Origin of the sequence: Streptomyces sp. NPDC020898 (genome assembly GCF_044333925.1) — a bacterium.
GTDB lineage: Bacteria > Actinomycetota > Actinomycetes > Streptomycetales > Streptomycetaceae > Streptomyces.
This window is the reverse complement of record NZ_JBIRRV010000006.1, coordinates 501,057-527,574: the sequence shown is the minus strand read 5'-3', so window position 1 is coordinate 527,574 and position 26,518 is coordinate 501,057. Positions and strand designations below refer to the sequence as shown.

The following is a 26,518-nucleotide window of genomic DNA, read 5'->3' as shown; positions in this document are numbered from 1 at the left end:
GGTTTCGTTTACGTATTCGTCACCCCCTGGTCTTCGTTACTCCTCTTTCTGTTTCTCTTCCCGAGCCGACCTTCCCTGGAGTGTGCTCAGATGTCCCAGTCCCTGACCGAAGGCGCCCCGAAGGGCCCCGCGAACACCCTGGACAAGGGGTCCGCCGCACCGAACCCGCAGCGGTGGTGGATCCTCGCCATCATCGGGATCGCGCAGCTGATGGTCGTCCTCGACGCCACCATCGTGAACATCGCGCTCCCCTCCGCGCAGGCCGACCTCGGCTTCTCCGACGGCAACCGGCAGTGGATCGTCACCGCGTACGCGCTGGCCTTCGCCTCCCTGCTGCTGCTCGGCGGCCGGATCGCCGACCTCTTCGGCCGCAAGCCCGCCTTCCTCATCGGCGTCGCCGGATTCGCCGGAGCCTCCGTCCTCGGCGGCGCCGCGAACAGCTTCGAGATGCTGGTCATCGCCCGGGCCCTCCAGGGTGTCTTCGGCGCGCTCCTCGCGCCCGCCGCCCTCTCCCTCCTCAACACGACCTTCACCGACGTGCGCGAGAAGGCCCGTGCGTTCAGCGTCTACGGCGCGATCGCCGGGGCCGGCGGCGCGGTGGGCCTGCTGCTCGGCGGTCTGCTGACCGACGCGCTGGACTGGCGCTGGACGCTGTACGTCAACCTGGTCTTCGCCGTCGTCGCCTTCGTGGGCGGCTGGAAGCTGCTGGGCAACCAGCGTGACGCCGCCAACTCCAAGATCGACCTTCCGGGCACCCTCCTGGTCTCCGGCGGTCTCTTCTCCGTGGTCTACGGCTTCTCCAACGCCGAGACGCACGACTGGAGTTCACCCCAGACCTGGGGCTTCCTGATCGCGGGCGGGCTGCTCCTCGCGGCGTTCGCCGGGTGGCAGACCCGGGCCAAGCACCCGCTGCTGCCGATGCGCGTCCTGCTCGACCGCGACCGTGGGGCCTCGTTCCTCACCGTGCTCATCTCCGGCGCGGGAATGTTCGGCGTCTTCCTCTTCCTCACGTACTACCTCCAGCTGAACCTCGGCTTCAGCCCGACGAAGACCGGCCTGGCCTTCATGCCGATGATGGCGGCCCTGATGGTCGCGGCCCAGGTGTCCACCACCAGGCTCGTGCCCCGCTTCGGCCCCAAGATCATCATCCCGCTGGGCTTCGCCCTCGGCGCGGCCGGCATGGCCTGGCTGACCGGTATCGGCGTCGGTTCGTCCTTCAGCACCGCCGTCCTCCCGCAACTGCTGGTGATCGGCCTCGGCATGGGCGTCATCATGCCGCCCGCGATGCAGCTGGCGACCAGCGGGATCGGCGCCGAGGACGCGGGAGTGGCCTCCGCGACGGTCAACACCATGCAGCAGGTGGGCGGTTCGATCGGTACGGCACTGCTGAGCACGCTCGCCGCGAGCGCCGCGACCAACTACCTGTCCGGCCGCAACGCCAGCGACAAGCTGGTCCAGGCCCAGTCGACGGTCGAGAGCTACACGACCGCCTTCTGGTGGTCGGCCGGCTTCTTCGCCGCGGGCGCGCTGATCACCTTCCTGCTGTACCGCCCCGGGGTACCGGTCCAGGACGAGAACGCCGCGGCGGTCGTCCACATGTGACCCTGCCGGGTCACCGAGACCGAGGGGCCGCCGTCTTCAGGGAGACGGCGGCCCCTCCTGCTGTCCCGGAGTCCGCTTCGCTGCCATGGTGTCGGTATGCGCAAATCGGCGGCGGCGATGGGCAGTTCGCTCTTCCTGGCGCTCGCGCCGGGCACCGTGGCACTCCTCCTGCCGTGGTGGCTGACCGGCTGGCGGGCCGGCGACTGGGGGTTGCCCGTACGACTGCTCGGCCTGATCCCGCTCGCGGCCGGCGCCGTCGTCCTGCTGTCGGCCTTCGTCCGCTTCGTGGCCGAGGGCCTCGGCACCCCGGCCCCGGTCGCACCCACCGAGCACCTGGTCGTCGGCGGCTTCTACCGGTACCTGCGAAACCCGATGTACGTGGCCGTCGTCGCCGTCGTCGCGGGCCAGGCGCTGCTGCTCGCCCGGCCGGTCCTGTTGGCGTACGGCGCCGGCGCCGGGGCGCTGATGTGGGCGTTCGCGCGCTGGTACGAGGAGCCGGAACTGGCCGACCGGTTCGGCGCCGACTACGAGTGTTACCGACGGTCCGTACCGGGGTGGTGGCCGCGACTGCGCCCCTGGCGCGGGGAGTAAGAGCCCGGCGCAGGGAGATGTCAATCAATACGGCCGCAATTCACCTTGTCGAGTGAACCAGATCTTGCGGGCGGCCCGTCAGGGATGGCAGCGACTCTGCCGGGGTAGCTACGGAGACCGAATGCGCGCCCTGGCGAGGTGAAGCACCCATGACACCGGAAGCCGACGACCGCTTCCCCGGGCCGCCCGAGCGCACGGCCTGGGACTCGTCCGGAGCCCTCCCGCCGACGGCCGGCCCGTACGCCCGCACCTGTACGAGCGGGCCGTTCACCGTGGTCGAGGTCTTCGGCGAGATCGACCTGGCGACCGCGGGCTTCCTCGCCGAACACCTGGACGCCGCGACCTCGCGCCCCGGTCCGGACGTACTGGTCGACCTCCGGCACGTCGGCTTCTTCGACTGCTCGGGCCTGCGCGCGCTGTGCCGTGCGGACACCCGGGCCCGGGAACGCGGCGGACGGCTGCGCCTGGTCTCCGACACACCCCGCATCCACCGCCTGCTCCGCGCCTCGCGCCTGCTCCACCGCTTCCCGCCCCTCGACCGCATCCCCGAACAGCCGGACCCCACCCGCACGTAGACCGGCCCCACCTGCCTTCACCGACGCCAAGGGCCGGCCGGCAGCCCCACACCACCGACCGGCCCCGCTGCGAGATCGCGCGGCACCCCGCGACACAGGGTTCGCACTCCCCATCCGCGAGCGACCTGCGCTGCTCACGGGAGCGCGCGACCCCGGTCCCTAGAACGTGAAGACGGCCGTCCCGTAGGTGCCCTTCACGCACTCGTTCGCGAAAGTCCGCTCATAGGCGACCCGCTGGCCGCGCCACACACCCTCGACGGTGACGACCACGGGGTCGTACTGCTTGGTGCACTGCACGTCACCTCTCGCCGCCAGGGCGTCGAAGTCCCCGCCGGTCGCCCGGAGTTCGGCGCAGGCCTCGGCCGCCGCCGGATGCGTGCCCGAGGCCTTCGGCGCACAGGTCAGGGTGACGGCACGCTCGGGGGTGACGGCGACCGCGGTCTCGCCGTGGCCCGTGGTGAGCACCAGGGCCGAGGGTGCGTAGAGCCCGGCCGGGGCGGGGCCCGGGGCAGCGACGGCGGCCCCGGTGAGGGGGCCGCAGACGGCGGTGGCCGTCAGGGTGAGAGTCGCTGCCCAGCGCGCGGTGTTCGGCATTGTGTGCATCCTTCCGCTCAGTTCGAAGATGCGAATCGAAGGTCCTACGGTCCGCACGGTTGCTCGATCCCAGCCGGTCGGGCCGGATCGGCGAGCGTGAGTCTGCCGAGTCCGGCGCCGAACTTCACCTCGACCCCATGCGTTTCGGTAACCTTGCGTATTGAATCAGTGGCGTGAAGTTACGTGATTCGAACGCGTGAAGCCCGCAACCGGGCGGCTGTTGATCGCTCCGGGCCACCGACTGGCCGGATCCACCAGCCTTTTTAATCGGCCGGAAACATGCCGATTCAGCTCCGGACGGGCTACCGACCGAGGTCACGGTCGCTGCGCATTCATCCACCGGAAGCGGAAAAGATGGATGAAACGTCCTCTGGTGCGGGCCTTGAACGGCCCCTTACGGTCGGCAGACCTCCCGAGAACGGCATCCGCTCCCGCCGCACACCCCAGCGGCCGGCCGGCGGGCCTTCCCGCCCTCCGCGCCACCACGCGCTCCACCGCTGATCCCCGCCGGAGCCCCTTTGTCCTCGCCGTCCGCACTTCCCGAGCCCTCTCCCGCCGCCGCTCCCCCGGCCCTCACCGAGGTCGAGACGCACGGCATCGAACGCATTCCCGACGCGGACCGCACCGCGACCCCGTTCGACCTGTTCCGGGTCGCCTTCGGCGGCGCCAACACCTTCTCCACCTGCGTCCTCGGCGCCTTCCCGATCCTGTTCGGCCTCTCCTTCTGGCAGGGCCTCGCGGCCACGCTCCTCGGGGTCGTCGTCGGCGCGCTGATCCTGTGCCCGATGGCGGTCTTCGGCCCGGTCAACGGCACCAACAACGCGGTCTCCTCCTCCGCCCACCTGGGCGTCCACGGCCGCGTGGTGGGCTCCTTCCTCTCGCTCCTCACGGCGGTCGCCTTCTTCTCCATCTCGGTGTGGAGCTCCGGCGACGCCCTGGTCGGCGGCGCCCACCGGCTGTTCGGCCTGCCCCGTGGCGATGTGACGTACGGCGTCGCCTACGCGCTCTTCGCCGGCCTGGTGCTGGCGGTGTGCGTGTACGGGTTCCGGTTCATGCTGTTCGTCAACAAGATCGCGGTGACGTCGGCGACGGTGCTGTTCCTGGTCGGCGCGGTCGCGTTCGCCGGTGACTTCGACCCGTCGTACGCCGGTGTCTTCACGGCCTCGGCGGACGCTGCCACCCAGGACCTGTTCTGGCCGTCCTTCATCGGCGCGGCGCTGATCGTGCTGTCCACCCCGGTGTCGTTCGGCGCGTTCCTCGGCGACTGGTCGCGCTACATCCCGGCGGACACCCCGCGCCGCAAGGTGATCGGCGCCGCGTTCCTGTCGCAGCTCGCGACGCTGCTGCCGTTCGTGTTCGGCCTGGCGACCGCGAGCATCATCGCGACCAAGGCTCCGGACTACGTCGACCCGGCCGCGCCCGACTTCGTGGGCGGCCTGCTCGCGATCTCGCCCGGCTGGTTCTTCCTGCCGGTGTGTCTGCTGGCGCTGATCGGCGGTATGTCGACGGGCACGACCTCGCTGTACGGGACCGGCCTCGACTTCTCGTCGGTGTTCCCCCGGCTGTCGCGCGTGCAGGCCACCGTGCTGGTCGGGGTGCTGTCGACCGTGTTCATCTTCGTCGGCCGGTTCGGGTTCGACCTCGTCCAGTCGATCTCGACGTTCGCGACGATGATCATCACCTGTACGACGCCGTGGATGGTGGTGATGATCCTGGGCTTCTGGACCCGGCGCGGCTGGTACGACCCCGACGCGCTCCAGGTCTTCAACCGGCGTCAGCGGGGCGGCCGTTACTGGTTCGCGCACGGCTGGAACTGGCGCGGTATGACCGCCTGGTGGGTCTCCGCGGTGATCGGTGTGCTCTTCACCAACATCCCCGGCCAGTTCGTCGGCCCGCTCGGCGACCTCGCGAACGGCATCGACATCGGCCTGCCCGTGTCCCTGGCCGTCTCCGCCGTCCTGTTCCTGACGCTGCTGCGGGTGTTCCCCGAACCCCGGGCGGTGTACGGGCCGGAGGGTGCGCGACTTGCCCGGACGGTCGACGTTCCGGTGCCGCCGGTGACGGGGCCGGGGGCGGAGGGGGACGGGCTGTCTCCGGTGCTCGCCGCCGAGAGCGGCTGAGACGACTGCTCCCGTGTTCTCGCCCCCGCCGCCCCTACCCGTCCCATCCCTGGGGGCTGCGCCCCCAGACCCCCGCTGTCGGCCCTGAACGGGCCTTGTCCTCAAACGCCGGACGGGCTGAACTACTCAGCCCCTTGGGGGTCCCCCCTCTGGGGGAGTTCGAGGAGCGAGGGAAATCCGGCTGGGCTACGTCGGGTCCGTGTCGACCTGGGCCGCCTTGTCCGGTGGGCCCCCGATCGACAGGGTGCCGGGGCTTGCGGTCACCGTGTCGGTGAGCCAGCGTTGTTCGGCGGAGCCGTCGCGGACCTTGACGACCACGTCCACGTCCGGCTCGTCGGAGGCGGGGGCGACGGCGAGGCCCTCCTCCCAGCGGGGCAGCAACTCGCCCCGCACGGTGAGGTCGTAACGGACGTCGTCGCCGCGCTCGGTGGACGCGGCAGCACAGCGGCCGAGGATGACGACACCGGCGTCGGCGTGCGAGTCCAGGCACAGCTCGGGGTCGGCGACACTGCGCAACAGACCGTCGTCCTCGTACACCCACATCTGGGTCCACGCGGTCGAACAGGGCGCGAGTTTGGTGACGGCGCCGGCCGTGGCCTTGCCGCCCCGGATGTCGAGGCACAGGTCGGCGGTGATGTTGCGCAGCCTGGTCTGGTGCGCGGTGGCCGGGTTGCCGGCCGTCGCGGGCGGCGAGGAGGACACGGCGGGCGGGGTCGGCGAGGCGTCGGGCCCCGGGACGCGTCCACCGGTCGCGCTGGACGAGGCGGCCGGGTCGGCGCCGCTGCCGTCCTTCGGCCACAGTCCGCTGCCCAGCACGACCGCGAGGACGACCGCCGAGGCCAGGCCCACGCTGGTGAACAGAGTCCTCCTGTTCCGGGTCCCGCCGGGGCCGGGCCGGCCCTGAGCGGGAATCCGCGACAGCAGACGATGGCGTCCCAGGCCGATTCCGCGGCCACCGCCGTCCTCGCCACCGCCTCCGGCGTGCCGGGCATGGCCGCGCGCCCGCGTGCCGCCCTGGTGGCCGCGCCCCGGGCGGGTGTCGAGGTACCGGCGGGCGCCCCAGCCGAGCACCGCCTCCGCGAGCAACGGGCCCAGACCGCCCTCGAAATGGCTCAACTGCTCGGCGGCGAACCGGCAGTAGCGGCACTCCTTCAGATGCTCCTGGACATCGGGCAGCAGCGCGCCGCCGCGCCGGATGGGGACGTCGAGGAGACGGTTGTAGAACCGGCATTCCTTGGACGGCGCGAGTTCCCGGTGGGCGCGTACACAGCCCTCGCGGAATTGTTCGCGGGCCTGGTCCAGCGCGGCCGATGCCGTATTCGTGTCCATGCCAAGTAGGTCGGCGGGGACATTCAGCGGCTCGGCCTCCACCTCGGTGTGCCACAACAGGCACTGCGCGAGTCCGGGAAGGGCCTGGAACGAACGCTCGGCGAGCTTACGGTTTTCCGGCGTCATGGACGTCGCCGCACGCATACCGCGACCGCCCGCCGGCTTTCTCAGGTCCGGCAGAACGTCGGATATGCGGTCGTCGGCGGACCAGTCCTTGACCGTGTCCCGTACGGCCACCAGGAACCGGGGGCGCAGCGCGACGGCCGACTCGGCCCGCATCACCCGCTCCAGGACCTGGTGGAAGGCGGCGGTGGTGACCATGGAGGCGGCCTGGTCCGACGTGGCGAGGCAGATGACCGCGTACTCGTGGGTCGCCTGCCAGTGCCTCGCCATCAGCAGGGCGACGGTCGGGCCGGTCTCGCCCTCCGGTCTGGCTCTGAGCTGGGCGGCGAGACTCTCGTCCGATTCCCCCGGGGCCCCGGGGTACGGGGGGTGAGCAGGACGAGGGGGGTGGGGGTTGGGCACTGAGCGGTTTCCTTCCCACGCGCGGGCAACTCACAGAGGTTCCGGGAAAACGGCCCGGCCGAGTCCACGCGAAGGCCGACGGCTTCGTGTCCCCCCGCCGCCGCCGGCCCTGGCTGTGGCGCTGGACCGCCACCGAATCATCACCGGCGAGTCGAGCCCGGCCATTCCCCCTGCACAGGTAGTTCACCCTTGCACAACTCGCTCATGACCAACAAGGCACTTGAGTAACACCATGCACTGAAGGAAGTTCAGCAACAGCGGAAACTCCCGATGTTCGCACCGGCTTTCGACATTTCCCCGTTGCCCCGGTGCCCCGTCAGCCCGTTCCCGCGCCCCGTGTGAACCGTGCGCACACACCGGTGCGCAACGCACGCTCCCGGCACATGCGAAGGCGTAGTCCACTGGAACCCGGCCCTTCTCGGAGGCCACGCGCGGGACGGCGGCTCTCCCCCGCGAGACGGCCGCCGACCCCGTTCCTCCCGCCCTCGGTCGGCGGCCCCGAGGGCGGCCGGACCCGCTCCGGGTGGAACTCCTCAGATCTGCCAGGAGCGAAGCCGGTCGGCCGCGCCGTAGACGTCGGTCTTGCCGGAGATCAGGTCGCGGGCGAGGTCGACGAGCGCGCCGTAGGGCGGATCGATGCCGACATCGCTGACGAACATGTACGCCACGGCGGTGGCACACGCGAAGCGGGCGTTGGCCGACGGCAGCGGCTTGAGCAGCGCGAGGGTGTGCAGCAGCGCGGCGGCCCGCCAGGCAGGGTCGGAGTCCACACCCAGACGCGGTGGGTCGACCCGGTGGCGGGCCACGGCGGCCACCAGGGCGGAGAAGTCGTCGACCGTGGGGTGGTCCGGCAGGACCTCCTCGTGGCGCTGGAGCAGCCACGGCACGTCGATGTGGATGACGGGAGACATCGGTCAGACGACCTGTCCCCGGCCCGGCGCGACCGGTTCGTCCTCGGGGAACGCGGCGGCGAACTCGTCGGCGTGGGCCGCGAAGAACCGCCGGAATTCCTCCGCGCCCTCCTGAAGGGCGCGGTGCCGGGCGATGTCGGCCGCCGCCGCCTCACGCACGAGCGCTTTCATCGACGTACCGCGCTCCTTGGCGATCTGCCGCAGGTCCTCTAGCTCGCGGTCACTGAACTCCACGTTGAGAGCTGGCATGCCCCCACGGTACCGCGCCGGTACTTACCCGTAAATATCCCCAGGTCAAGTCGGTGAGGCAGCGGTACCGAGGGGGCCCAGTCAGCGGGACCCGGTGGTCGCTATCCCTGGTCGGCGACGAAGGACGCCATCCGGGCCAGGGCCGCGTTCCAGTTGATCGTGTGCTCGTTCGTCGACCAGGACTGGATGTCGTCGATGTAGCAGAACTGACCGACGCAGCCCTGGAGTTTGCTCTGTGCGTAGGGGTCCTGAATGCTCGAGTTGGGGCCGCCGGCGACCGTGCCGTCCGGCGGGCTGGGCTGATTCGGGTCGAGCTGCCGGGCGTACCAACGGCTGTGCTGCTGATGGGCGTTGACCTCGCCGTAGCCCGTCACGTACGACATGTTCAGCGCGTTGCGGCCGAACAGGTAGTCCATGCTCTGGAGCGCGCCGTCCCGGTACTTCGAGGCGCCGCTGATGTCGTACGCGGTGGCGACGACGACGGCGTTGTTGAGGATCTGGGCGTTGGAGCCCCAGTCGTACACGGTGGCGTCGGGCGCGTAGGGCATGCCGTACGGGTGTGCTGCCAGCGTGGCCAGGTAACGGTCGGCGCCCTTGAGCACGGACTGGCGCACCTTGTCGCGGCCGGGGAGCTTGTTGGGGACGGTCGCCAGGTCGAGCCGGCCGGCCGCGGCGGTCCTGGCCCAGTCGAAGCCGAGGGGGACGAAGATGTCCGCCGTGTGGATCGGCGAGGTCAGGATGTGCTGCTCGAACGCCTTTTCCCCGGTGGTGAGGTACAGCTCGGCCGCCGCCCAGTAGAACTCGTCGCGCGCGTCGGTGTCGGGGTAGGCGCCGCCGCCGATCCCGTCGTTCGGGTCGGGATGGATCGCGGGGTGGGCCAGGGCAGCCGTCCAGGCGGTGCGCGCAACCGCGAGGGCCCGGGCGGCGAACGCGCGGTCGTAGGGCTGGTACAGCCGGGCCGCCTGCGCCGCCGTGGCCGCCAGGTTCAGGGTGGCCTCGGTGGTCGGCGGGTGCAGCTCGCGCTTCTGCGGGTCGTCGCTCGGCAGCAGCGGCAGGCCGGTCCACTGCTCGTCGTGCATCTTGTGGTGGGCCATGCCGGCCAGCGGCTGCCCTGCGGGCACCTGCATCTTCAGCAGGAACTCCAGCTCCCAGCGGGCCTCGTCGAGGACGTCCGGCACCTTGTTGCCGCTCTCCGGGATGGCGAGCGTGCCGTCGCCGAGCTTGTCGCTCTGCCCGGTGCGGGCGTGCAGGGCGCGCTCGTACGTGCTCAGCAGCTCCCAGGTGGAGATGCCGCCGTTGACCACGTACTTGCCGTGGTCACCGGCGTCGTACCAGCCGCCGGTGACGTCGAGGGTGTAGTCGCACACGCCGGGCTGGCAGGGCACGTTGCTGTCGCCCTGGTTGGGTGCGACGTCGACATGGCCGGCGGGGCGGGCGTAGCCGGGACGCAGGTCGTCGCGGATCGCGATGCCGCTGCGCTGGGTGTAGTAGTACTTCAGCGAATCCAGCCGCAGTCGGTCGTAGGCGCTCGCGTCGATGTCGAAGGGGCGGCTCGTCTCACCGTCGGCGACCAGGGTGAGGCCGGTGCCGCGCTTGCGGTAGGAGCCGAAGTCGATCGAGTGGACGTTCTGCCCGGAGGAGACGTCGGTGCCGCGCGGCACGCTCCTGCCCTGGGCGACCGTCACCCCGTCGGCCTTCTTCAGCGCCCAGGGCAGCGGCTGCGTGGCGCCGGTGACCAGCGTGGCGTTCTTCGGGCCCGTGGGCAGGTAGGCGACCTGGTTGACCCGGACCCGGGGGCCGGTGTCGGGTTCGTACACCTCGGGCGGCACCCCGCCCAGCAGGGACACGTCGTCCATGCAGAAGCGGAAGGGGTCGGCGCTGCCGCCGAGCTGGAAGCCGACCTGGCCCTGGGCCGTGTCGGCGGGCGCGGTGAAGGTGTACGTGTAGGAGTCGCCCGACACGCTCAGCTGCGGGCTCACCTCGAAGTACGTGTCGTACGGGGACACCGACAGGCCGACGATCGCCCGGACGACGTGCCCGGCGGGTGTGCCGGTCGCCTTGAAGGAGAACCTGTACGACTCGCCCTTGACGAGGGTGAGGTCGTTCTGGCCGACGGCGGCGTCCCAGCGGTTGGTGGTGCCGCCGGGTACGTCCGCGCAGAGGCCTCCGTCGGCGAGGCCGGCGGTGACGTTGCTGGTCGTCCACCAGGGGGCGGTGGTGGTGTCGAAGGTGCCGTTCTTGACCTGTTCGATCTCGTCGGCGCCGGCCGGTCCGGCGGGCAGCGCGGTGAGCGCCGCCGTGAGGAGGGCGGTCACCGCGAGCAGGGTCGTTCTGCGTCGTTTCACGTCTGGGCTCCTCGGGTGAGGGTGGGGGCGCGGGTGCGAGAAGAGCGGCGCTGTGCTGTGGGAGCGCTCCCAGAGGCGGACGTGGCCCATGCTGTGCGAGGTCGTACGACGCGTCAACGGTCCGAACGGGTTTTTCGCCCCCGCCGCCCCTACCCGTCCCATCCTCGGGGGCGCTGCCCCCGAACCCCCGCTCCTCAAACGCCGGAGGGGCTGGATGATGCCGGCCGGGGCTGACATATCCAGCGCCGCTCAGGCATCTCCAGCCCGTCCGGCGTTTGAGGACGAGGCCGTTCAGGCCGACAGCGGGGGTCTGGGGGCGGCAGCCCCCAGGGATGGGAACGGGTAAGGGCGGCGGGGGCGAGAAAAACCCTGGCTCAGCCCGCCGGTGCCTCCAGGCCGCTGATCCGCAACGCGCCCCGCGCCTCGCCCGGGTGGCGGCTTGTCAGGTCGAGGCGGAGCCTGGTTCCTCGTAGCGCCGCGAAGGTGATCACCGTGGGGGTGTCGGAGGTGTCGGACCAGTGGACGGTCGCGTCCGGCGCCGGTACGTACCGTTCGCCGTTCCACACCGAGGCCGTGACCGACGCGGGCAGGGTGTGGGTCGCGTCCAGCGTGAAGGAGACCTCGACCCGGGTGAAGTCCCGGGCCCGTCCCCAGTCAACCGTGACCCAGTCCTCGGCGCGGGCTCCGGCGAACGCGGGCAGCAGGGCGGTCGGCGCCTTGTGGAACCCGTTGGACCAGCCGGTGGCCGGGGCCCCGTCGAGCATCGCGGCGGGCAGGGTGTCCGGGCGGCCGGAGTAACTGGCGTCCGCCAGGGGGTAGTCGGGGGCGCCGGGCCCCAGGTCGGGCTCGAAGGACGCGGAAGAACCAGGCAGCGCCTTGTCGTATGCGTCCGTCGTACGGACAGTCAACGTCGCCGTGCGCAGCCCCGCCGAGCGGGCCGTTACCTTCAGTCGGCCGGCCTCCGTGCCCGAACGGACGATGGCAAGTGCCTTGCCGTGGAAGGCGGTTCGGGTGCTCGCCTGATAGCGCTCGGCGCTCTCCTCGCGTCCGTTGTCGAGGCCGGCCAGGGAGCCGCCGTCGACGTCGACGGCGAGCAGGTGCTCGGCGTCGGGGACGACCACGCCCCGGGCGTCGACCACGTCGGCGGTCACGAAGCACAGCGAACGGCCGTCCGCCGCAAGGGACTTGCGGTCGGAGGTGAGCCGTATCGCGTATGCCGGGCCCGCCGTCCGCAGGACGTCCGTCGCCACGACCCGGCCGTCCCGCCGGGCCACCGCCTTCAACTCACCGGGCTCATACGGCACATGCCAGGTCAGGTGGAGCTTGCCCGCGCTGCCGTTCGGGCTGGTGTAACTGCCGGGCCAGGAACCGGCAGTGACGGTCTTGTCGTCGCCGGTGGCCTCCGTGGTCTCCAGGTAGACGCGGCCGTCGACCGTCTTCTTGGTGTCGAACTGCCTTCTTCCCAGGGACTTTCCGTTCAGGTACAGCTCGACCGTGTCCACGTTCGCGTAGGCCCAGACCTCGACCGTGTCGCCCGGCTCGTGGTTCCAGGTCATGGGGAGGAGATGGACCATGGGTTCGCTCGTCCACTGGCTGCGGAAGAGGTGGTACATGTCCTTGGGGAACCCGGCCGTGTCGACCGCGCCGAAGAAGGACGCCTTCACCGGGAACACGTCGTACGGGGTCGGCTCGCCGATGTAGTCGATGCCCGACCAGAGGAACTCGCCCGCGAACCACCTGCGGTCGCGGTCCTTCTTCAGGCCGTACTCGCCGCTCATCGTCCAGGAGGCCAGGTTGTTGTCGTAGGACGAGGTGGCGCGCTTGCCCGGGGTGTAGTTCTCGCCGGTGTTGAGGCGTTCCGGCTCCTGGTAGGCGCCTCGGGTGGAGGTCTCGGAGGAGGACTCAGACTCGAAGAGGAACAGGTGGGGGTAGCGGGCGTGCAGGGCGTCCACCGAGGCGGCGGTGTTGTAGTTGAGGCCGAGGCCGTCGAGCTTGGCCAGGATCAGGTCCCCCGGGGTGCCCGGGGCGGGCACGCTGCGGTGGCGGTGGGAGCCGATCACGATCGGACGGGTGTCGTCGGACGCCCTGACGCCGGCGATGAGCCGGTCCGCCATGCCGAGCCCGGAGGTGGAGGTGAACTCGGAGATCTCGTTGCCGATGGACCACATGAGGACGGCGGGCGAGTTGCGGGCGGCCCGCACCATCTCCGTGATGTCCCGGTCCGCCCACTCCTCGAAGAACCGGCCGTAGTCGTAACGGGTCTTGGCGCTCCGCCAGCAGTCGAAGGCCTCCACCATCATCACGATGCCCAGCTCCTCGCAGACCTGGATCATCTCCGGCGAGGGCGGGTTGTGGGACGTACGGAAGGCGTTGACGCCCATCGACTTCATGATGGTCATCTGGCGGCGGATCGCGTCGATGCTGACGGCGGCGCCCAGGGCGCCCAGGTCGTGGTGGAGGTCGACGCCCTTGATCTTGTGATGGGCGCCGTTGAGCTGGAAGCCCTCGTCCGGGTCGAAGCCGAAGGTGCGGATGCCGAAGGTCGTGCGGTAGGTGTCGGTGGTGCGGCCGCCGACCCGCAGTTCGGTCTTCAGGGTGTAGCGGTGCGGGGTCGCGAAGTCCCACAACTTCGGTTCGGGTACGACGAGTTCATGGGTCTCGGTCGCCGGGTCGGTGACGGCGACCGTGGAGACGGCGCGGGCCACGGTGCGACCGCGGGGATCGACGACCCGGGAGACGACCTCGACGTCGGCGCCGCCGCCGGACGCGTTCACCACGGAGGTCCGGACCCGGACGACGGCCCGTTCCGCGGTGATCTCCGGTGTGGTGACATACGTACCCCAGCGCTCCACGTGCACCGGCTCGGTGACGACCAGGCGGGCCTCCCGGTAGATGCCGCTGCCCGAGTACCAGCGGCTGCTGGGCAGCCGGTTCTGCACCTTGACGGCGAGCACGTTCTCGGTGCTGCCGTCGGTGTGCAGGAGGTCGGTCAGGTCGAAGGCGAAGCCGGTGTAGCCGTAGGGGTGACGGCCGGCCTCCGTGCCGTTGCAGTAGACGTACGAGTCCATGTAGACGCCGTCGAACTCCACCGAGATCCGCTTGCCGGCGAGCGCGGGCGGGAGGGTGAAGGCGACGCGGTACCAGCCGAGGCCGCCGGGGAAGAACCCGGTGCCGCTGGTCGTGCCGTGCTCGGTGGTCGGGGTGAGTTCGATGCTCCAGTCATGGGGGACGGCGACCGTCCGCCACGCCGAGTCGTCGTAGGCGGGGTCGTGGGCGTCGGCGTACGCGCCCGTGGGGTCGGTGATCCCGCCCGGGTCGACCAGCGCGAAGCGCCAGCCGTCCCGCAGCGGGACGGTTCGGCGGCCGGCCTTGCCTGCGGCGGCCCGCGCGTCTGCCGCGGTGCCCAGCAGGGCTCCGGCCGCGGGGGCGGACGTACCGGCGACCAACACCGATCTGCGAGTGACCGTCATACGGCTCTCCCTCATCAGGGCCCAGAAGTACTCACAACTGATCGTTAACAAACAGATTCTGACGGGGTGGAACATGCGCCCGTCAAGGGTCCGGTGACGTACTTCGGTCTCACCTGTCACAACGGCCTGAATCCCGCCCCGGGCGGCGGGCCTGGCGGGGCCTGGGGACCGCGGTGTTCCCGACCGCCCGGGAGCAGGACGCACTAGGGTGGAACACCAGTGACTCCCCTGCTCACTGTGAGTGTTCACGATGGAGTGGCGACGATGAGCCCGGTGTACCCGTTCGACGATGCCGCCACGGCGCGGGCCGTCGTCGACGACCGGGGCACAGTGACCGGCTGGAACGAGGGCGCTCGCCGGCTCCTTGGCTGGTCGGCGGCCGAAGTGCTGGGCCGGCCCGCCGTTTCCCTGCTGGTCGTCGACGGTCCGGGCGAGCCCGGCAGACCGGCGCAGGACACCTGGTACGGCACGCTCGCGCTGCGTCACCGCGACGGCCGGACGGTGTCCGTATGGCTTCTCGCCCACCACCGGCCGCCCGTGGACGGCGGCCGGGGCGACTGGCTCGTCGTCACACCCCTGGAGAGCGGTCCGCGGCCCGTGGAGGACCCCCTGATGCTGGCCGCGCTGGCCCAGGCGCCCTGTGCGACGGCCGTCTACGACGACCGGCTGCGGCTGCACGGCGTGAACGACGCCATGGCCGATGTCATCGGGCTGCCGCTGGAGCGCATCCGGGGGCTCAGGATCGCCGAGATCGGCGGCCGGGAGCGCACCGCGGAGCTGGAGCAGCACATGCTCGACGTGCTGACCAGCGGCCGGGCCAAGGACGTGCAGACCTATCTGCGCACCGGCGGCGAGGACCACGCGCACGCCTGGCTGGCCCGGCTGGCGCCGCTCAGGGACGCCGAGGGGCAGGTGCGGGGCGTGTGTTTCGCGGCCCACGACTTCACCGAGCAGTACCTCGCGCGGGAGCGGCTCCAGCTGGTCAACGAGGCGAGCGTACGCATCGGCACCACCCTCGACGTCACCCGTACGGCGCAGGAGCTCGCGGACGTCTGTGTACCGGCGCTCGCCGATTTCGTCAGTGTGGACCTGCTGGACCCGCCGCAGCACGGCGGCGACGACAGCCCGGCCGAACTGACGGCGCCCATCAGCCTGCGCCGGGCGGCCCACCGTTCGATCCTCCCGGGCAGCCCCGAGGCCGTGGCCAAGCCGGGGCAGCTGGACCAGTACCCCGTCTTCTCGCCCCAGGCCGACTCCCTCCTCGCCGGCCGCACCATCGTGGCCACCGTGCCCTCCGGCGACCTCGAACAGTGGCTGGCCTGGGACGAGGCCCGCTTCAACCGGGTCAAGGAGTTCGGCATCCACTCCACGATGTCGGTACCGATCACGGCACGCGGTACGACCCTCGGGGTCGCCGTGCTGACCCGGTACCGGCGGCCCGACCCGTTCACCGACGACGACGTGCTGCTCGCGGAGGAGGTCACGGCCCGGGCGGCCGTCTGTATCGACAACGCCCGCCGGTTCTCCCGCGAACGCGACACCGCCCTCGCGCTGCAACGCAGCCTGCTCCCCCGCACCCTGCCGCGCACCGCCGCCCTCGAAGCCGCCTCGCGCTATCTCCCGGCGGCGCGGGCCGGGGTGGGCGGCGACTGGTTCGACGTGATCCCGCTGTCCGGGTTGCGGGTCGCGATGGTCGTCGGGGACGTCATCGGTCACGGCATCCAGGCCTCCGCCACCATGGGCCGGCTGCGCACCGCCGTGCGCACGCTCGCCGACATCGACCTGGCCCCCGACGAGCTGCTCACCCACCTCGACGACCTCGTCCTTCGGCTGTCCGCCGAGGCCGGCAGCGAGGGCAGCCCGGGTGAGGTCGGCGCGACCTGTCTGTACGCGGTCTACGACCCGGTGTCGCGGCGCTGCACGCTCGCCCGCGCCGGGCACCCGCCGCCGGTCATGCTCACGCCGGGCGGCAAGCCTCGGCAGGTCAGGCTGCCCGCCGGTCCTCCGCTGGGCCTGGGCGGGCTTCCCTTCGAGTCGACCGAGCTGGATCTGCCCGAGGGTACGGTCCTCGCCCTCTACACCGACGGGCTGATCGAGAGCCGCGAGCGGGACATCGACGCCGGCCACCGACTGCTGTGCGACGCGCTGGCGGCGTACGCGGACTCGCTCGACGAGACGTGCGACCGCGTCCTGAACACCCTGCTCCCGCCGGGCGGCGCGGCCGACGACGTGGCCCTGCTGCTGGCCCGCACCCAGGGCCTGCCCGCCTCCCATGTCACGACCTGGGACATCCCGGGCGACCCCGCGCTGGTCGGGCCGATCCGCAGGCAGGTCGGCGAGCAGCTCGACGTGTGGGACCTGAGCGAGGCCGCGTTCACCACCGAGCTGGTGGTGAGCGAGCTGGTCACCAACGCCATCCGGTACGGCTCGCACCCCATCCGGCTGCGCCTGATCCACGACACGGCCACGCTGATCTGCGAGGTCTCCGACGCCAGCCACACCGCCCCGCATCTGCGGCGCGCCAAGACCTTCGACGAGGGCGGTCGCGGCCTGCTGCTCGTCGCCCAGCTCACCGAGCGGTGGGGCAGTCGGCACACCCCCGACGGCAAGACGATCTGGGCGGAGCTGTCGCTGTCGGACGAACTGTGAGTCCCGGCGCCGACCACGGGTGAACCTTTTGGGCTCCGGCCGCATCGGACCCTCGTGACGGTGCACGAGACGCCGTACGCGAAGTGACTTCCAGGAGTGTGGACATGGTGACCTTCCGTACCTCCCGGCCGGCACCCCGGGCCGCGCTGCTCGCGAGCGCGATCGCGTTACTGGGCCTGCTCGGCGCCTGCGACAGCGGCAGTGGCGGTGGCGGCAACAGCGCGGACGCTCCGTCGGCGAGTGCCCCGTCGGGCAGCACCCGTTGCCGCACCTCCGAGCTGCGTGCCTCGGTGGGGCGCGTCAATCCGGGCGCCGGGCAGAAGAACTTCCCCGTCGTCCTCACCAATGACTCCGGTCGCACCTGCACCTTGCGCGGTTACCCGGGCAGCGACTTCGTGGACGCGGCCGGAAAGCAGTTGGGCCCGGACCCGAAGCGCTCCGAGGCCACTGCGACAACGGTCGAACTGGCGCCGGGCGACAGCGCCTGGGCGGGCCTGAGTTTCGCCAACCCGGAGATCAGCGAGGCCGAGACGGCGACTCCGGCGGCGCTGCTGGTCACCCCGCCCGACGAGCGGGACCCGCTGAAGGTGGCGTGGACGGAGGGCGAGGTGCCCGTCGGCGGCAACGAGTCGTCGGTGTTCCTGACGGTCCTCAGCCCCGGTACCGGCGCCTGACCCGGTCAGCGGCCTCCCCAGCCGCCGGGCCCGTACCCATAGCCGCCGTAGCCGTAGTTGCCGCCGTTGTTCGGATACTGGCCGTTACCGGAGCAGGCGTAGTAACCGTAGTAGTAGCAGGGCACGTTCGCCGGGCTGGAGGGGGCCGAGGGGGTCGGCTGGGCCGTCGACGGGGTGGGGGACGGCTTGGCGGGCGTGGGGGTCGGTGTCGGGGAGGGCTCGGAGCTCTTCTTGACGACCGGGGCTCTCGACTCGGTGTCCGCGTTCCAGTTGACGGCTTCCATCTGGAGCGAGGGCGCCGAGGAGTCGAAGACCCAGTGCTGGTCGGTGGACTCCTCGCGCGCCTTCAGGACCAGCGGCGCCTTGTCCTTGGCGCCGGCGGGGGTCAGGGCGAGGTCCTGGTCCCAGCGCGGAACGAGGGTGCCCTGGAGGGTGAAGTCGTAGCGCACGTTCTTGGTGCCGGGCTGGGAGGCGCCCGTGCACGGCGCGAGCTGCACCGAGTAGCCGAGGTGGGAGTCGAGGCAGAGGTCAGGGGCGGCGAGGTTGCGCAGCAGGCCGTCGGTCTCGTACGACCACTGCTGGCCGACCGCCGACGAGCAGCCGGTCAGCTCGGTCTCGGCACCCTTGACGGGCTTGCCGTCGGCGATGCCTATGCACAGTCCGGTCTCGACGTTGTGCAGCCGGCCTTGCAGGGCACCCTTCGTGGTCTCCCCCGAGCCGACCCATGAGGAGTCGCCCTCGGCCGCGTCGGAACCGGTGTCGGGGGCGCCCGAGGGGCGGGTGTCGGCGGCCGGGCCCTCGTCGTCGCCGGGACCGAGGGCGTTCCACAGGACCAGTGGGAGGAGGACCAGCGCGCTCACGGTCGCGACCCCCAGGGTGCGGTTGCGGCGGCTGACCGCGCGCCTGGCCGCCTTGTGCGCGGAGCGGTGCGATCCGGGGCGTACGGCGATGGCGTTGCCGGGTGCGGAGGCCGGCATGGGCGGTGCCCCGGCCAGGACGCGCGGCACGGGGAGCAGGCTCTCGGCCGTGGCCATCTCCACGATCGGGGCCTGCTCGACCTCCACGATGGCGCTCTCGGCGGCGCGTCCCGGGCGGGATTCCAGGTAGGCCCGCGCGCCCCAGCCGAGCACACCCTCGGCCAGCGCGAGGGCGAGGTCGCCGTTGAACTGGTTCAACTGGTCGGCGGCGTAACGGCAGTGCCTGCAGTCGGCGAGGTGCTTGGCCAGATCGGGGTCGACGTCGAAGCTGCGGCGCCGGCAGGTGACGTCGATCAGCCGGATGTAGCGGCGGCACTCCTCCTGGGGCACGACCTCGCGGTGGACGTGCAGGCATTCCTCGCGCAGTCGTGCGCGGGCCCGCCCGAGTTCCACGGCGGCGTCCGCCACGTTCAGGCCCAGCAGGGCGGCGGGTGTCTCCAGCGGTTCGGCCTCGACCTCCGCGTGCCACAGCAGGCAGCGCGCGGACTGCGGGAGGTTCTGGAACGCTCTGGAGAGCAGCCGGCGGTCGGGTGCGGGCAGCAGTCGGGCTGCGACGCGGTTCACGCCGCCCGGCATGGAACGCAGTTCGGGGTGGAGCATTTCGTGACGGTGGTCGCTCTCCCACTCCGCTGCCAGACGGCGCACGGTGACCAGGAGTTGGGGCCGCCAGGCGGAGGTGGGGCCGCTCTGCCGCAGGGATTCCCCGAAGAGACGGGTGAATGCGGCGGTGGTGAGCATTCCGGCGGGGCGCGGGCCGTTGGTGCACAGGCGGGCGTAGGCGAAGGCGGCTTCCCAGTGCCGGTCGAGCAGTTCACCGACGGGATGGAGCGCGGGTGTCGTCCCCGTCCACTTCTTCAGCTCGGCGCTGAGTTCGACATCCGAAGCACCGTACGCGGGAGCGGGGGTTGGGGAATTCGACAGGCCTGCGTCTTTCACGTCTTCATTCCTCCACGGACAACGCGGTTTTAGTCCATACCGGCGGGTATGCGACCCCGGCGACCGAACGACAGGATCCGACCAGACGGGAATCGGCATCGCGAACGCCCGCACCGGACAGCTCTTTTGGAGCGGGGGAGCCAACGGAGGCGTCGCGTACGTGCAGAGGGAAACGAGATGGTCCGCACGCCGACAGGCACACCTTTGCACAGGTCATCGAGCCGGAACAAGAGATCACGCCGTTTTCCGCATTCCAGCGCAGCCGAAAGCAGTTGACAAAACGTCAATGCGATGCGCTTTAAGGGATTCCCACTGTATCAACATCCTCATTGCAAACGGTATTCACTTCACTCAGGAGCGATTCAAAACCATTGACCGGCGGCCCTTGCACACACCTGCGACCGTCCGTTCACGACACGCTCGCGCCGCCTTCCTGTGCGTTTGCCCAGCTCATGTTCCGGACGTGTGGTCGATCCCGGCCACGCACAGCGCCGTCACGGGAGTTGACCGGTTCCTTCACTTCACCGTCCGGGACCTGCGGCTAAACCAATAGGCGGCCCTGATTCCGCCGAACCGCGCCTGCACAGCGTCCGGTACGCCCCCGGCGGTGTCCCGTGGCGCTCGCGGAACACCCGGTTGAAGTGGAACGGGCTGGCGAAGCCGGAGGCGACGGCGACACGTTCCACCGGAAGGTCGGTGGCCTCCAGCAGCCGGGCCGCATGGCTCAGCCGGGCCTCGCGCAGCGCCCGCATCGGCGACCGGCCGAGCTGTTCCGTGAACAGGTGCGCGAACCGGGAGGGCGAGAGCGCGACCCCCTCGGCGAGCGAACGGACGGTGTGCGGAGCGGCGGGGTCGGCGGCGATGAGAGCCTCCGCCCTGCTCACCCGGGTATCCACTCCGGGCCGCTCCGGAAGAGGGCGGGCGGCTGCCGACGCGAGCAGGACTATTTCCTCCAGGGAACAGAGGGCGAGCTCTCGGGCGGCCGTGCCGTGTGCGACTGCTATCGGGCCGCCGGAGGAATGCGGGGCGGCGGAAGAAGCAGAAGAGGAAAGGGAAGGGGAAGCGGAAGCGGAGGAGTTGGGTGGCCCTGCTTCGCTGCCCGGCCAGCGGGCGTCGGACAGCATGCGGGCGAACACTGTCGCGATGCGGTCGTGCAGGGCGGCCGGGACCGGCGCGACGACGTACATGCCGTCGCCGACGGCGTACGGGCTCAGCCAGGCCGTCCAGGACGGGCGGGCCTGGCAGTGCGCCCACCAGAACCGCCAGTGCCGGGCACCCGGCCGGATCGTGTAGCGGTGCCTCACGCCGGGGCCCAGGACGACCAGGTCGCCGGCCTCGGCCCGCGCCCCGGCGGCGCCCTGGGTCAGCAGACCGTGGCCGCCCGTCGTCCAGGTGAACAGCCAGCTGTCCGCGCCCTGCGGCCGGTTGACGGCGTACCCGGGGCCCTCGTCGTAACGGCCGACCGTCACCAGGCCCGGCGGCGGTGCGGGGACAGCGGTCTCGGGCAATCCGTCAGCGTTCACAGGCATCCTCCCCAGGGTGCGGCAACCCTAGTGTGAAGGCTGACGACAGCGGACCGAAGGAGTGGACGATGACAGTCACAGGCATCGGCGCCGTCGGCGCTCCCATCCTGCCGGAGACGGGGCGCCGACAGTTCGAGGAGGACGGATTCACCGTCGTACGGGGCCTGTTCGGGTACGACGAGATCGCCGTGCTCCGGGACGCGTTCACCGCGCTGCACGCGGCCGGTCCGGTGCCGGGGCACTTCGAGCCGCGCCCGTCGGGTCAGGACGGGCGCCCTGCCGACCCGTTGGCCGCGTACCCGCGTGTCATGCAGCCGCACGAGTTCCATGTGCCCTCGCTCGACGTGCTGTTGGACCCCCGGCTGCGCACCGTGCTGGAGGCGCTGCTCGGCGAGGAGGTGCTGGCCGCGCAGAGCATGTTCTACTTCAAGCCGCCGGGCGCCCGGGGCCAGGCCCTGCACCAGGACAACTTCTATCTGCGGGTGGACCCGGGCACATGTGTCGCCGCGTGGATCGCCTGCGAGGCGATCGACCGGGACAACGGCGGCCTGGAGGTCGTGCCGGGCACCCACCGAATGGACCTGTTCTGTCCCGAGGAGGCCGACGCCGGCGTGTCCTTCGCGCGGGAGTACGTCCGTGTGCCGCCCGGTCTGGCGACGGTGCCGGTCGACATGGCCCCGGGTGACGTGCTGTTCTTCAACGGCAGCCTGGTGCACGGCTCCCAGCCCAACGGCAGCGCCGACCGGTTCCGCCGCTCGTTCATCGGCCACTATGTGGGCCGCTCGGCCGAGCGCATCGGCGAGTTCTACCGCACGGTCTCCATGAACGGCGACCGGGTCCGGCTGGGCGCGAGCGAGGGCGCGGGACCGTGCGGTACGGAGTTCGGGCCGATGTCCGGCCCTCATTGACACCCTCGCGCTCGCGCCCTCCGGCCGGTCAGTGGCCGCTGATCGGGTGCGGGGTGTACGGCCGGCCCAGCTCCTCGGTCTCCTTGTCGGTCAGGGCGAGTTCCACGGCCGCCACGGCGTCGTCGAGGTGGTGCGGCTTGGTGGCGCCGACGATCGGGGCGGTCACCGGTGCCTGGTGCAGCAGCCAGGCCAGGGCGACCTGGGCGCGCGGGACATCTCGTTCGGCCGCGATACGGGCGACCGCGTCGACGATCGTGCGGTCGCCCTCCGGGTAGAGGGTGCGGCCGAAGTCGTCGCGCTCGCTGCGCTCGGTGGCGGTGCCCCAGTCGCGGGTGAGCCGGCCGCGGGCGAGCGGGCTCCAGGGCAGTACGCCGACGCCCTGGTCGGCGCAGAGGGGCAGCATCTCGCGTTCTTCCTCCCGGTAGAGGAGGTTGTAGTGGTTCTGCATGGACACGAACCGGGTCCAGCCGTGCTCCCTGGCCGTGTACTGGGCCTTGGAGAACTGCCACGCGTACATCGAACTCGCCCCGATGTAGCGGGCCTTACCCGCCTTGACGACGTCGTGCAGTGCCTCCATCGTCTCCTCGACAGGGGTGACGGAGTCGTAGCGGTGGATCTGGTAGAGGTCGACGTAGTCGGTGCCGAGGCGGGTGAGGCTCTGGTCGATCTCGGTCAGGATGGCCTTGCGGGACAGGCCGCCGCCGTTGGGCCCGGGCCTCATCCGGCCGTGCACCTTGGTCGCCAGCACGATCTCGTCCCTGCGGGCGAAGTCGGCGAGCGCCTTGCCGACGATCTCCTCGCTGGTGCCGTCGGAGTAGATGTTCGCCGTGTCGAAGAAGTTGATTCCAGATTCGAGGGCCTGGCGGATCAGCGGGCGCGACGCCTCCTCGTCGAGGGTCCACTCGTGGCCGCCGCGGTCGGGGAGCCCGTAACTCATGCAGCCCAGACAGATCCGCGACACGTCCAGGCCCGTCGAACCGAGCTTCACATACTGCATCGTTGCTGCTCCTGCCTGCGGGTGGGGTGCGAGTACGAGAGGGAGCGTACGTGCCGTCTAAGGCCGGTCCGGCAGCGCGTCGCGGAGTTGGGCGCGGCCCGTGATGCCGAGTTTGGGGAAGATCCGGTAGAGGTGGAAGCCGACTGTGCGGGGCGAGAGGAAGATGCGTTCGCCGATCTCGCGGTTGGTGTGGCCCGCGGCGGCCAGGCGGGCGATCTGGAGCTGCTGCGGGGTGAGTTCGGCGAGGGCGTCGCGCGGTGCGGTGCTGGCGGGGGTGACACCGGCCGCCCTCAGTTCGGCGCGGGCGCGTTCGGTCCAGGGGCGGGCGCCGACCCGCTCGAAGACGTCGAGTGCGGCGACGAGTTGCGGGCGGGCCTCCACCGAGCGGCGCCTGCGCCGCAGCCACTCCGCGTGGTCGAGGCGGACCAACGCCCGCTCGAACGGCCACTGTTCGCCGTCCGGGTCGGCGAGCGCGGCCGTGAAGTGCGCCTCCGCCTCGTCCCCGTCGCTCAGCAGCGCGCCCGCCCGGTGCAGTACGGCGTCCAGCCGGGCGGAGACCGTCCCGGCGGCGAGGCGGCGCCGGGCAGTGCCGAGGATCCGGCGTGCCTCGTCCGCGCGGCCGGTACGGACGGCGGCCGCCGCGAGGTCGGCCAGGTAGTAGTCGGAGGCCTGGAAGTGCAGCGGTCCGGGCTCGGGGTCCTGGGTGTAGACGGCCCGGAAGCGGGCGTACGCGGCGGCGTGGTCGCCCTCGGCGAGTGCGGCGGCGCCCAGCGCGTAGTGCGTGCGGACGTGCAGGCTGCGGGAGTTGGGCAGGTCGATGCCGTGGACGGCGCGCTGTACGGCGGTGCGGGCGGCCTCGGTGTCGCCGCGCAGGGCGAGGATCGTGGCGCCGAGGACGGGCGCGCCGACGGCCACGACCTCCAGGCCCGCCTCGGCCGCCGTGCGGTACGCCTCGTCGCCGATCGCGCGGGCCTGGGTCCACGAGCCGCTCTCGTACAGGGTGGTCGCGAGGACCCAGGCGACGGTGGCGTTGACGCCGGCCGTCGGGGAGCGCCGCAGATGGTCGAGGGCGGCGCCGAGCAGGCGGACGGCCTCCGCGGTCTCGTCCAGGACCCAGGCGGCGGCGCCCACGACGACCAGCCGGGACAGCCTGCGGTCGCGGGCGACCTCGCGTGAGGACCCGGTCGGGTGCCCGGTCCAGTCGGTGCCCCTGAGCAGCGCGAGGGCCTGCGCACGGTGGCGTACGGGGTCGGTGCCGGCCAGCGCCCAGAGGCGGCCCGCCTCGTCGTCCTGGGGCGGGACGCGGCCGGCGATGCGCTGGATCTCCTCGCGGAGCGAGGGGTCACCGGAGTGGTAGGAGGCGGTGGTGGCCGTGGACAGGGCGTCGAGGGCGAGGGCGGGGTCGGCCTCGACGGCGGCCTCGGCGACCGGCAGCAGGAAGCCGAGGGCGTCCTCGAAGCGGCTGGTCACCGCGAGCGCCCAGCCGGCCCGGAGCGAGGCCTCGGCGAGGACGGCCGGATCGTCGGTGAGCGTGAGGGCGTGGGTGGCCAACTCGCTGACCCAGCGCGGGTGTCCGGCATACATCGCGAGGGTGGCGGCCCGCACCAGGCGTCGGGAACGGACGTCGGGGTCGGGGCTGAGCCGGGCCGCCCGTTCGAGCGCGGCGGCCGCGGCGGCGTAGCCGCCCCGGCGCTGGGCGCGGCCCGCGCTGTCCTCCAGGCCCTGGGCGGCCTGCTCGTCGACGCCCAGGACGGCGGCGGCCCGGTGCCAGGCTCGCCGGTCGGGGTCGCCGGCGAGGACGTCGGCGAGGGCGGTGTGGGCCGCGTGACGCTCGGCGTAGGTCGCGGACTGGTAGACGGCGGAGCGGATCAGGGGGTGGCGGAAGCGGAGGTGGCCGTCGTCGATGCGGACGAGTCCGGCGCGTTCGGCGGGCCGCCAGTCGACGGGAGTGGCGGCGGCACCGGCGGCGGAGAGGATGACGGGCAGTTCAGCCGTCTCTGCGGCGGCCGCAAGGAGCAGCAACCGGCGGGTGGCCGACGGGAGTTCGGGCAGGTCGGCAGCGAAGATCGCTTCCAGCCGGTCGGTGAGGGGCAGCGCGTCGGTGGCGCCGTCCTGTCCGGCGGCGGGGTCGCGGCTGACGGCGCGGGCGAGTTCGACGAGGGCGAGGGGGACGCCGGCCGCCTGGTCGAGGATGCGGGAGCGGGCCCGTCCGACGGGCGGTTCGGGCTGGAGGTCGAGGAGGCGCCCGGCGGCGGCCGGGGTCAGCGGCTCTACGGTCAACTGCCGTCTCTCGCGGGCGAATTGCGGCGGTACGGAGTTGTCCCGGGCGGCGAGAACCATCGCGACCCGCTCACCTTCGAGGCGCCGGGCGACGAAGGCGAGGACGTCGAGGGTGCCGACGTCGAGCCAGTGGGCGTCGTCGATCACGAGCAGCAGGGGCTCACGGCCCGCCGCGTCGGAGAGCAGCGTGAGGGCGCCGAGCGAGGTGAGCAGCGGGTCGGGAACCGTGTCCTGCGCCTGCTCGGGGTCCAGCCCGAACACGCCGAGCAGCGCGGCCCGTTGGCGTACGGGCAGTTCACCGGCGAGGTCCAGTACGGGCCGCAGCAGTTGGTGCAGCCCCGCGAACGGCAGCCCGGACTCACCCTCGCAGCCCCGGCAGCGCAGGACGCGCAGTCCCGCCCGGCGGGCGGCGCGGCCGGCGGCGTCGAGCAGCACGCTCTTGCCGGCGCCCGGCCCGCCGGTCACGACCAGGACGCCGGGCAGGACACCCGGCAGGTCGGCGGGTTCGGCCGCGGCGGCGTTCACCAGGTCGGCGAGCAGGGCCAGTTCGCGGTCACGGCCGACGATCCACTCCTCACCGCGGCGGGAGGGGCTCATGAGGAGGCCCCGGCGGGGCGGGCTGAGGGGCGTAACGCCGACGGGTTGCGGTCTCCGGTCATGTCATGACCATAGACGGCGAGTTGACTGGCCAGAGACATGTCCAGGACGCTGCGGTCCCTGATCCCGGGCCGGTCCTGGACTGCCCCTGGGCCGGCCCTCGGTTCAGGTCCGGAGCAGCAGAGCGAGCGTCGGCAGCAGTCCGCCGGAGAACTGCTGGAGGCGGCCCGCCGACGGCCGGCGGGCCGAGGCCGACGGCTGCCCGGCCGACGTGTCCGGCGAGCCGGGCGACCCGGTCGTTGGCGCCGGGGTGGTGGCCGGACAGGAAGATCACCCGGCGTCCGGCGGGTTGCGCGGTTCGGAATGCCTATGCGCATGACGTGCCCTTTCTGGACACGGCGAGACAGGGCGTGCGAGGAGGTGCGAGGGCGCCGTGTTCAGCGTCGCCGGGCGGCAGGTCGCGGGCTTCTGTCAGGTGACTGGGTTTCCCGTGGACGTCCGTGACCAGGGGCGCACTTGACTGCGGGCGTAGAGGGACGCTTTGATCCTGATCGTGCCGAGGCCGTGTGCCCGGTGCACAGAGGTGCGCCCAGCCGGTAGCGGACAAGGTTCAAGTCCGGCCCAAGTCGCCAGGAACGCCACGGCGTCCGAGGCGGGGTCGTATCC

At 71.6% G+C, this 26,518-nt stretch carries 17 protein-coding genes; 7 read left to right on the top strand and 10 right to left on the bottom strand.

Going from position 1 to position 26,518, the window contains the following annotated elements; genetic code table 11:
- Window positions 1-90 precede the first annotated feature (90 nt).
- The 3 genes from ACH4TV_RS22230 (at window position 91) to ACH4TV_RS22220 (ending at window position 2,768) form a co-directional block, all read left to right on the top strand.
- Entirely contained in the window at window positions 91-1,602 is a 1,512-nt protein-coding gene (locus tag ACH4TV_RS22230; protein WP_398400612.1) for an MFS transporter, read from the top strand.
- Window positions 1,603-1,698: 96 nt separating this feature from the next.
- Window positions 1,699-2,193, top strand: coding sequence for a methyltransferase family protein (locus ACH4TV_RS22225; RefSeq protein WP_398400610.1), 495 nt, complete (start codon window positions 1,699-1,701; stop codon window positions 2,191-2,193).
- 149 nt (window positions 2,194-2,342) lie between these two features.
- The gene (locus ACH4TV_RS22220; protein ID WP_398400608.1) at window positions 2,343-2,768 is read left to right on the top strand and encodes an STAS domain-containing protein; all 426 of its coding nucleotides are present in this window, start codon (window positions 2,343-2,345) and stop codon (window positions 2,766-2,768) included.
- Window positions 2,769-2,927: 159 nt separating this feature from the next.
- Here ACH4TV_RS22220 and ACH4TV_RS22215 read toward each other — a convergent pair whose 3' ends face one another.
- Window positions 2,928-3,362, bottom strand: coding sequence for a protease inhibitor (locus tag ACH4TV_RS22215; protein WP_398400606.1), 435 nt, complete (start codon window positions 3,360-3,362; stop codon window positions 2,928-2,930).
- A gap of 518 nt (window positions 3,363-3,880) precedes the next feature.
- Between ACH4TV_RS22215 and ACH4TV_RS22210 the strand changes: the two genes are divergently transcribed.
- Window positions 3,881-5,482: a purine-cytosine permease family protein gene (locus ACH4TV_RS22210; protein ID WP_398400604.1), complete on the top strand. Its 1,602-nt coding sequence runs from the start codon at window positions 3,881-3,883 to the stop codon at window positions 5,480-5,482.
- A 186-nt stretch (window positions 5,483-5,668) separates the two neighbouring features.
- On the opposite strand, the gene ACH4TV_RS22205 is transcribed toward ACH4TV_RS22210, so the two are convergent.
- The 5 genes from ACH4TV_RS22205 to ACH4TV_RS22185 form a co-directional block, all read right to left on the bottom strand.
- Window positions 5,669-7,336: an RICIN domain-containing protein gene (locus ACH4TV_RS22205; protein WP_398400602.1), complete on the bottom strand. Its 1,668-nt coding sequence runs from the start codon at window positions 7,334-7,336 to the stop codon at window positions 5,669-5,671.
- Between the two features lie 533 nt (window positions 7,337-7,869).
- The gene (locus ACH4TV_RS22200) at window positions 7,870-8,247 is read right to left on the bottom strand and encodes a toxin Doc (RefSeq protein WP_398400600.1); all 378 of its coding nucleotides are present in this window, start codon (window positions 8,245-8,247) and stop codon (window positions 7,870-7,872) included.
- Window positions 8,248-8,250: 3 nt separating this feature from the next.
- Window positions 8,251-8,496: a hypothetical protein gene (locus tag ACH4TV_RS22195; protein ID WP_398400598.1), complete on the bottom strand. Its 246-nt coding sequence runs from the start codon at window positions 8,494-8,496 to the stop codon at window positions 8,251-8,253.
- Between the two features lie 101 nt (window positions 8,497-8,597).
- Window positions 8,598-10,841, bottom strand: coding sequence for a glycoside hydrolase family 9 protein (locus ACH4TV_RS22190; protein WP_398400597.1), 2,244 nt, complete (start codon window positions 10,839-10,841; stop codon window positions 8,598-8,600).
- Between the two features lie 374 nt (window positions 10,842-11,215).
- Entirely contained in the window at window positions 11,216-14,311 is a 3,096-nt protein-coding gene (locus ACH4TV_RS22185) for a glycoside hydrolase family 2 TIM barrel-domain containing protein (protein WP_398400595.1), read from the bottom strand.
- Window positions 14,312-14,575: 264 nt separating this feature from the next.
- On the opposite strand from ACH4TV_RS22185, the gene ACH4TV_RS22180 reads away from it, so the two are divergent.
- Together ACH4TV_RS22180 and ACH4TV_RS22175 are read left to right on the top strand one after the other, a co-directional pair.
- On the top strand, window positions 14,576-16,960 hold the full coding sequence (locus tag ACH4TV_RS22180; RefSeq protein ID WP_398400593.1) for a SpoIIE family protein phosphatase: 2,385 nt from the start codon (window positions 14,576-14,578) through the stop codon (window positions 16,958-16,960).
- A gap of 104 nt (window positions 16,961-17,064) precedes the next feature.
- Window positions 17,065-17,634, top strand: a complete 570-nt coding sequence (locus ACH4TV_RS22175) for a DUF4232 domain-containing protein (RefSeq protein ID WP_398400591.1) — start codon at window positions 17,065-17,067, stop codon at window positions 17,632-17,634.
- Between the two features lie 5 nt (window positions 17,635-17,639).
- On the opposite strand, the gene ACH4TV_RS22170 is transcribed toward ACH4TV_RS22175, so the two are convergent.
- Both ACH4TV_RS22170 and ACH4TV_RS22165 read right to left on the bottom strand, forming a co-directional pair.
- Entirely contained in the window at window positions 17,640-19,547 is a 1,908-nt protein-coding gene (locus ACH4TV_RS22170; RefSeq protein WP_398400589.1) for a ricin-type beta-trefoil lectin domain protein, read from the bottom strand.
- Window positions 19,548-20,068: 521 nt separating this feature from the next.
- On the bottom strand, window positions 20,069-21,076 hold the full coding sequence (locus tag ACH4TV_RS22165; RefSeq protein WP_398400587.1) for a helix-turn-helix domain-containing protein: 1,008 nt from the start codon (window positions 21,074-21,076) through the stop codon (window positions 20,069-20,071).
- A 62-nt stretch (window positions 21,077-21,138) separates the two neighbouring features.
- Between ACH4TV_RS22165 and ACH4TV_RS22160 the strand changes: the two genes are divergently transcribed.
- Window positions 21,139-21,978, top strand: a complete 840-nt coding sequence (locus ACH4TV_RS22160) for a phytanoyl-CoA dioxygenase family protein (protein WP_398400585.1) — start codon at window positions 21,139-21,141, stop codon at window positions 21,976-21,978.
- 28 nt (window positions 21,979-22,006) lie between these two features.
- Here ACH4TV_RS22160 and ACH4TV_RS22155 read toward each other — a convergent pair whose 3' ends face one another.
- The gene (locus ACH4TV_RS22155; protein WP_398400583.1) at window positions 22,007-22,975 is read right to left on the bottom strand and encodes an aldo/keto reductase; all 969 of its coding nucleotides are present in this window, start codon (window positions 22,973-22,975) and stop codon (window positions 22,007-22,009) included.
- A gap of 57 nt (window positions 22,976-23,032) precedes the next feature.
- On the bottom strand, window positions 23,033-25,852 hold the full coding sequence (locus tag ACH4TV_RS22150; protein ID WP_398400581.1) for an AAA family ATPase: 2,820 nt from the start codon (window positions 25,850-25,852) through the stop codon (window positions 23,033-23,035).
- Between the last annotated feature and the right edge of the window lie 666 nt (window positions 25,853-26,518).

Bases quoted from the DNA above. Each gene is read 5' to 3' on its own strand.
- ACH4TV_RS22230 (WP_398400612.1), top strand. From the start codon at position 91: ATGTCCCAGTCCCTGACCGAAGGCGCCCCGAAGGGCCCCGCGAACACC.
- ACH4TV_RS22225 (WP_398400610.1), top strand. From the start codon at position 1,699: ATGCGCAAATCGGCGGCGGCGATGGGCAGTTCGCTCTTCCTGGCGCTC.
- ACH4TV_RS22220 (WP_398400608.1), top strand. From the start codon at position 2,343: ATGACACCGGAAGCCGACGACCGCTTCCCCGGGCCGCCCGAGCGCACG.
- ACH4TV_RS22215 (WP_398400606.1), bottom strand. From the start codon at position 3,362: ATGCCGAACACCGCGCGCTGGGCAGCGACTCTCACCCTGACGGCCACC.
- ACH4TV_RS22200 (WP_398400600.1), bottom strand. From the start codon at position 8,247: ATGTCTCCCGTCATCCACATCGACGTGCCGTGGCTGCTCCAGCGCCAC.
- ACH4TV_RS22195 (WP_398400598.1), bottom strand. From the start codon at position 8,496: ATGCCAGCTCTCAACGTGGAGTTCAGTGACCGCGAGCTAGAGGACCTG.
- ACH4TV_RS22185 (WP_398400595.1), bottom strand. From the start codon at position 14,311: ATGACGGTCACTCGCAGATCGGTGTTGGTCGCCGGTACGTCCGCCCCC.
- ACH4TV_RS22180 (WP_398400593.1), top strand. From the start codon at position 14,576: ATGAGCCCGGTGTACCCGTTCGACGATGCCGCCACGGCGCGGGCCGTC.
- ACH4TV_RS22175 (WP_398400591.1), top strand. From the start codon at position 17,065: ATGGTGACCTTCCGTACCTCCCGGCCGGCACCCCGGGCCGCGCTGCTC.
- ACH4TV_RS22165 (WP_398400587.1), bottom strand. From the start codon at position 21,076: ATGCCTGTGAACGCTGACGGATTGCCCGAGACCGCTGTCCCCGCACCG.
- ACH4TV_RS22160 (WP_398400585.1), top strand. From the start codon at position 21,139: ATGACAGTCACAGGCATCGGCGCCGTCGGCGCTCCCATCCTGCCGGAG.
- ACH4TV_RS22155 (WP_398400583.1), bottom strand. From the start codon at position 22,975: ATGCAGTATGTGAAGCTCGGTTCGACGGGCCTGGACGTGTCGCGGATC.
- ACH4TV_RS22150 (WP_398400581.1), bottom strand. From the start codon at position 25,852: ATGAGCCCCTCCCGCCGCGGTGAGGAGTGGATCGTCGGCCGTGACCGC.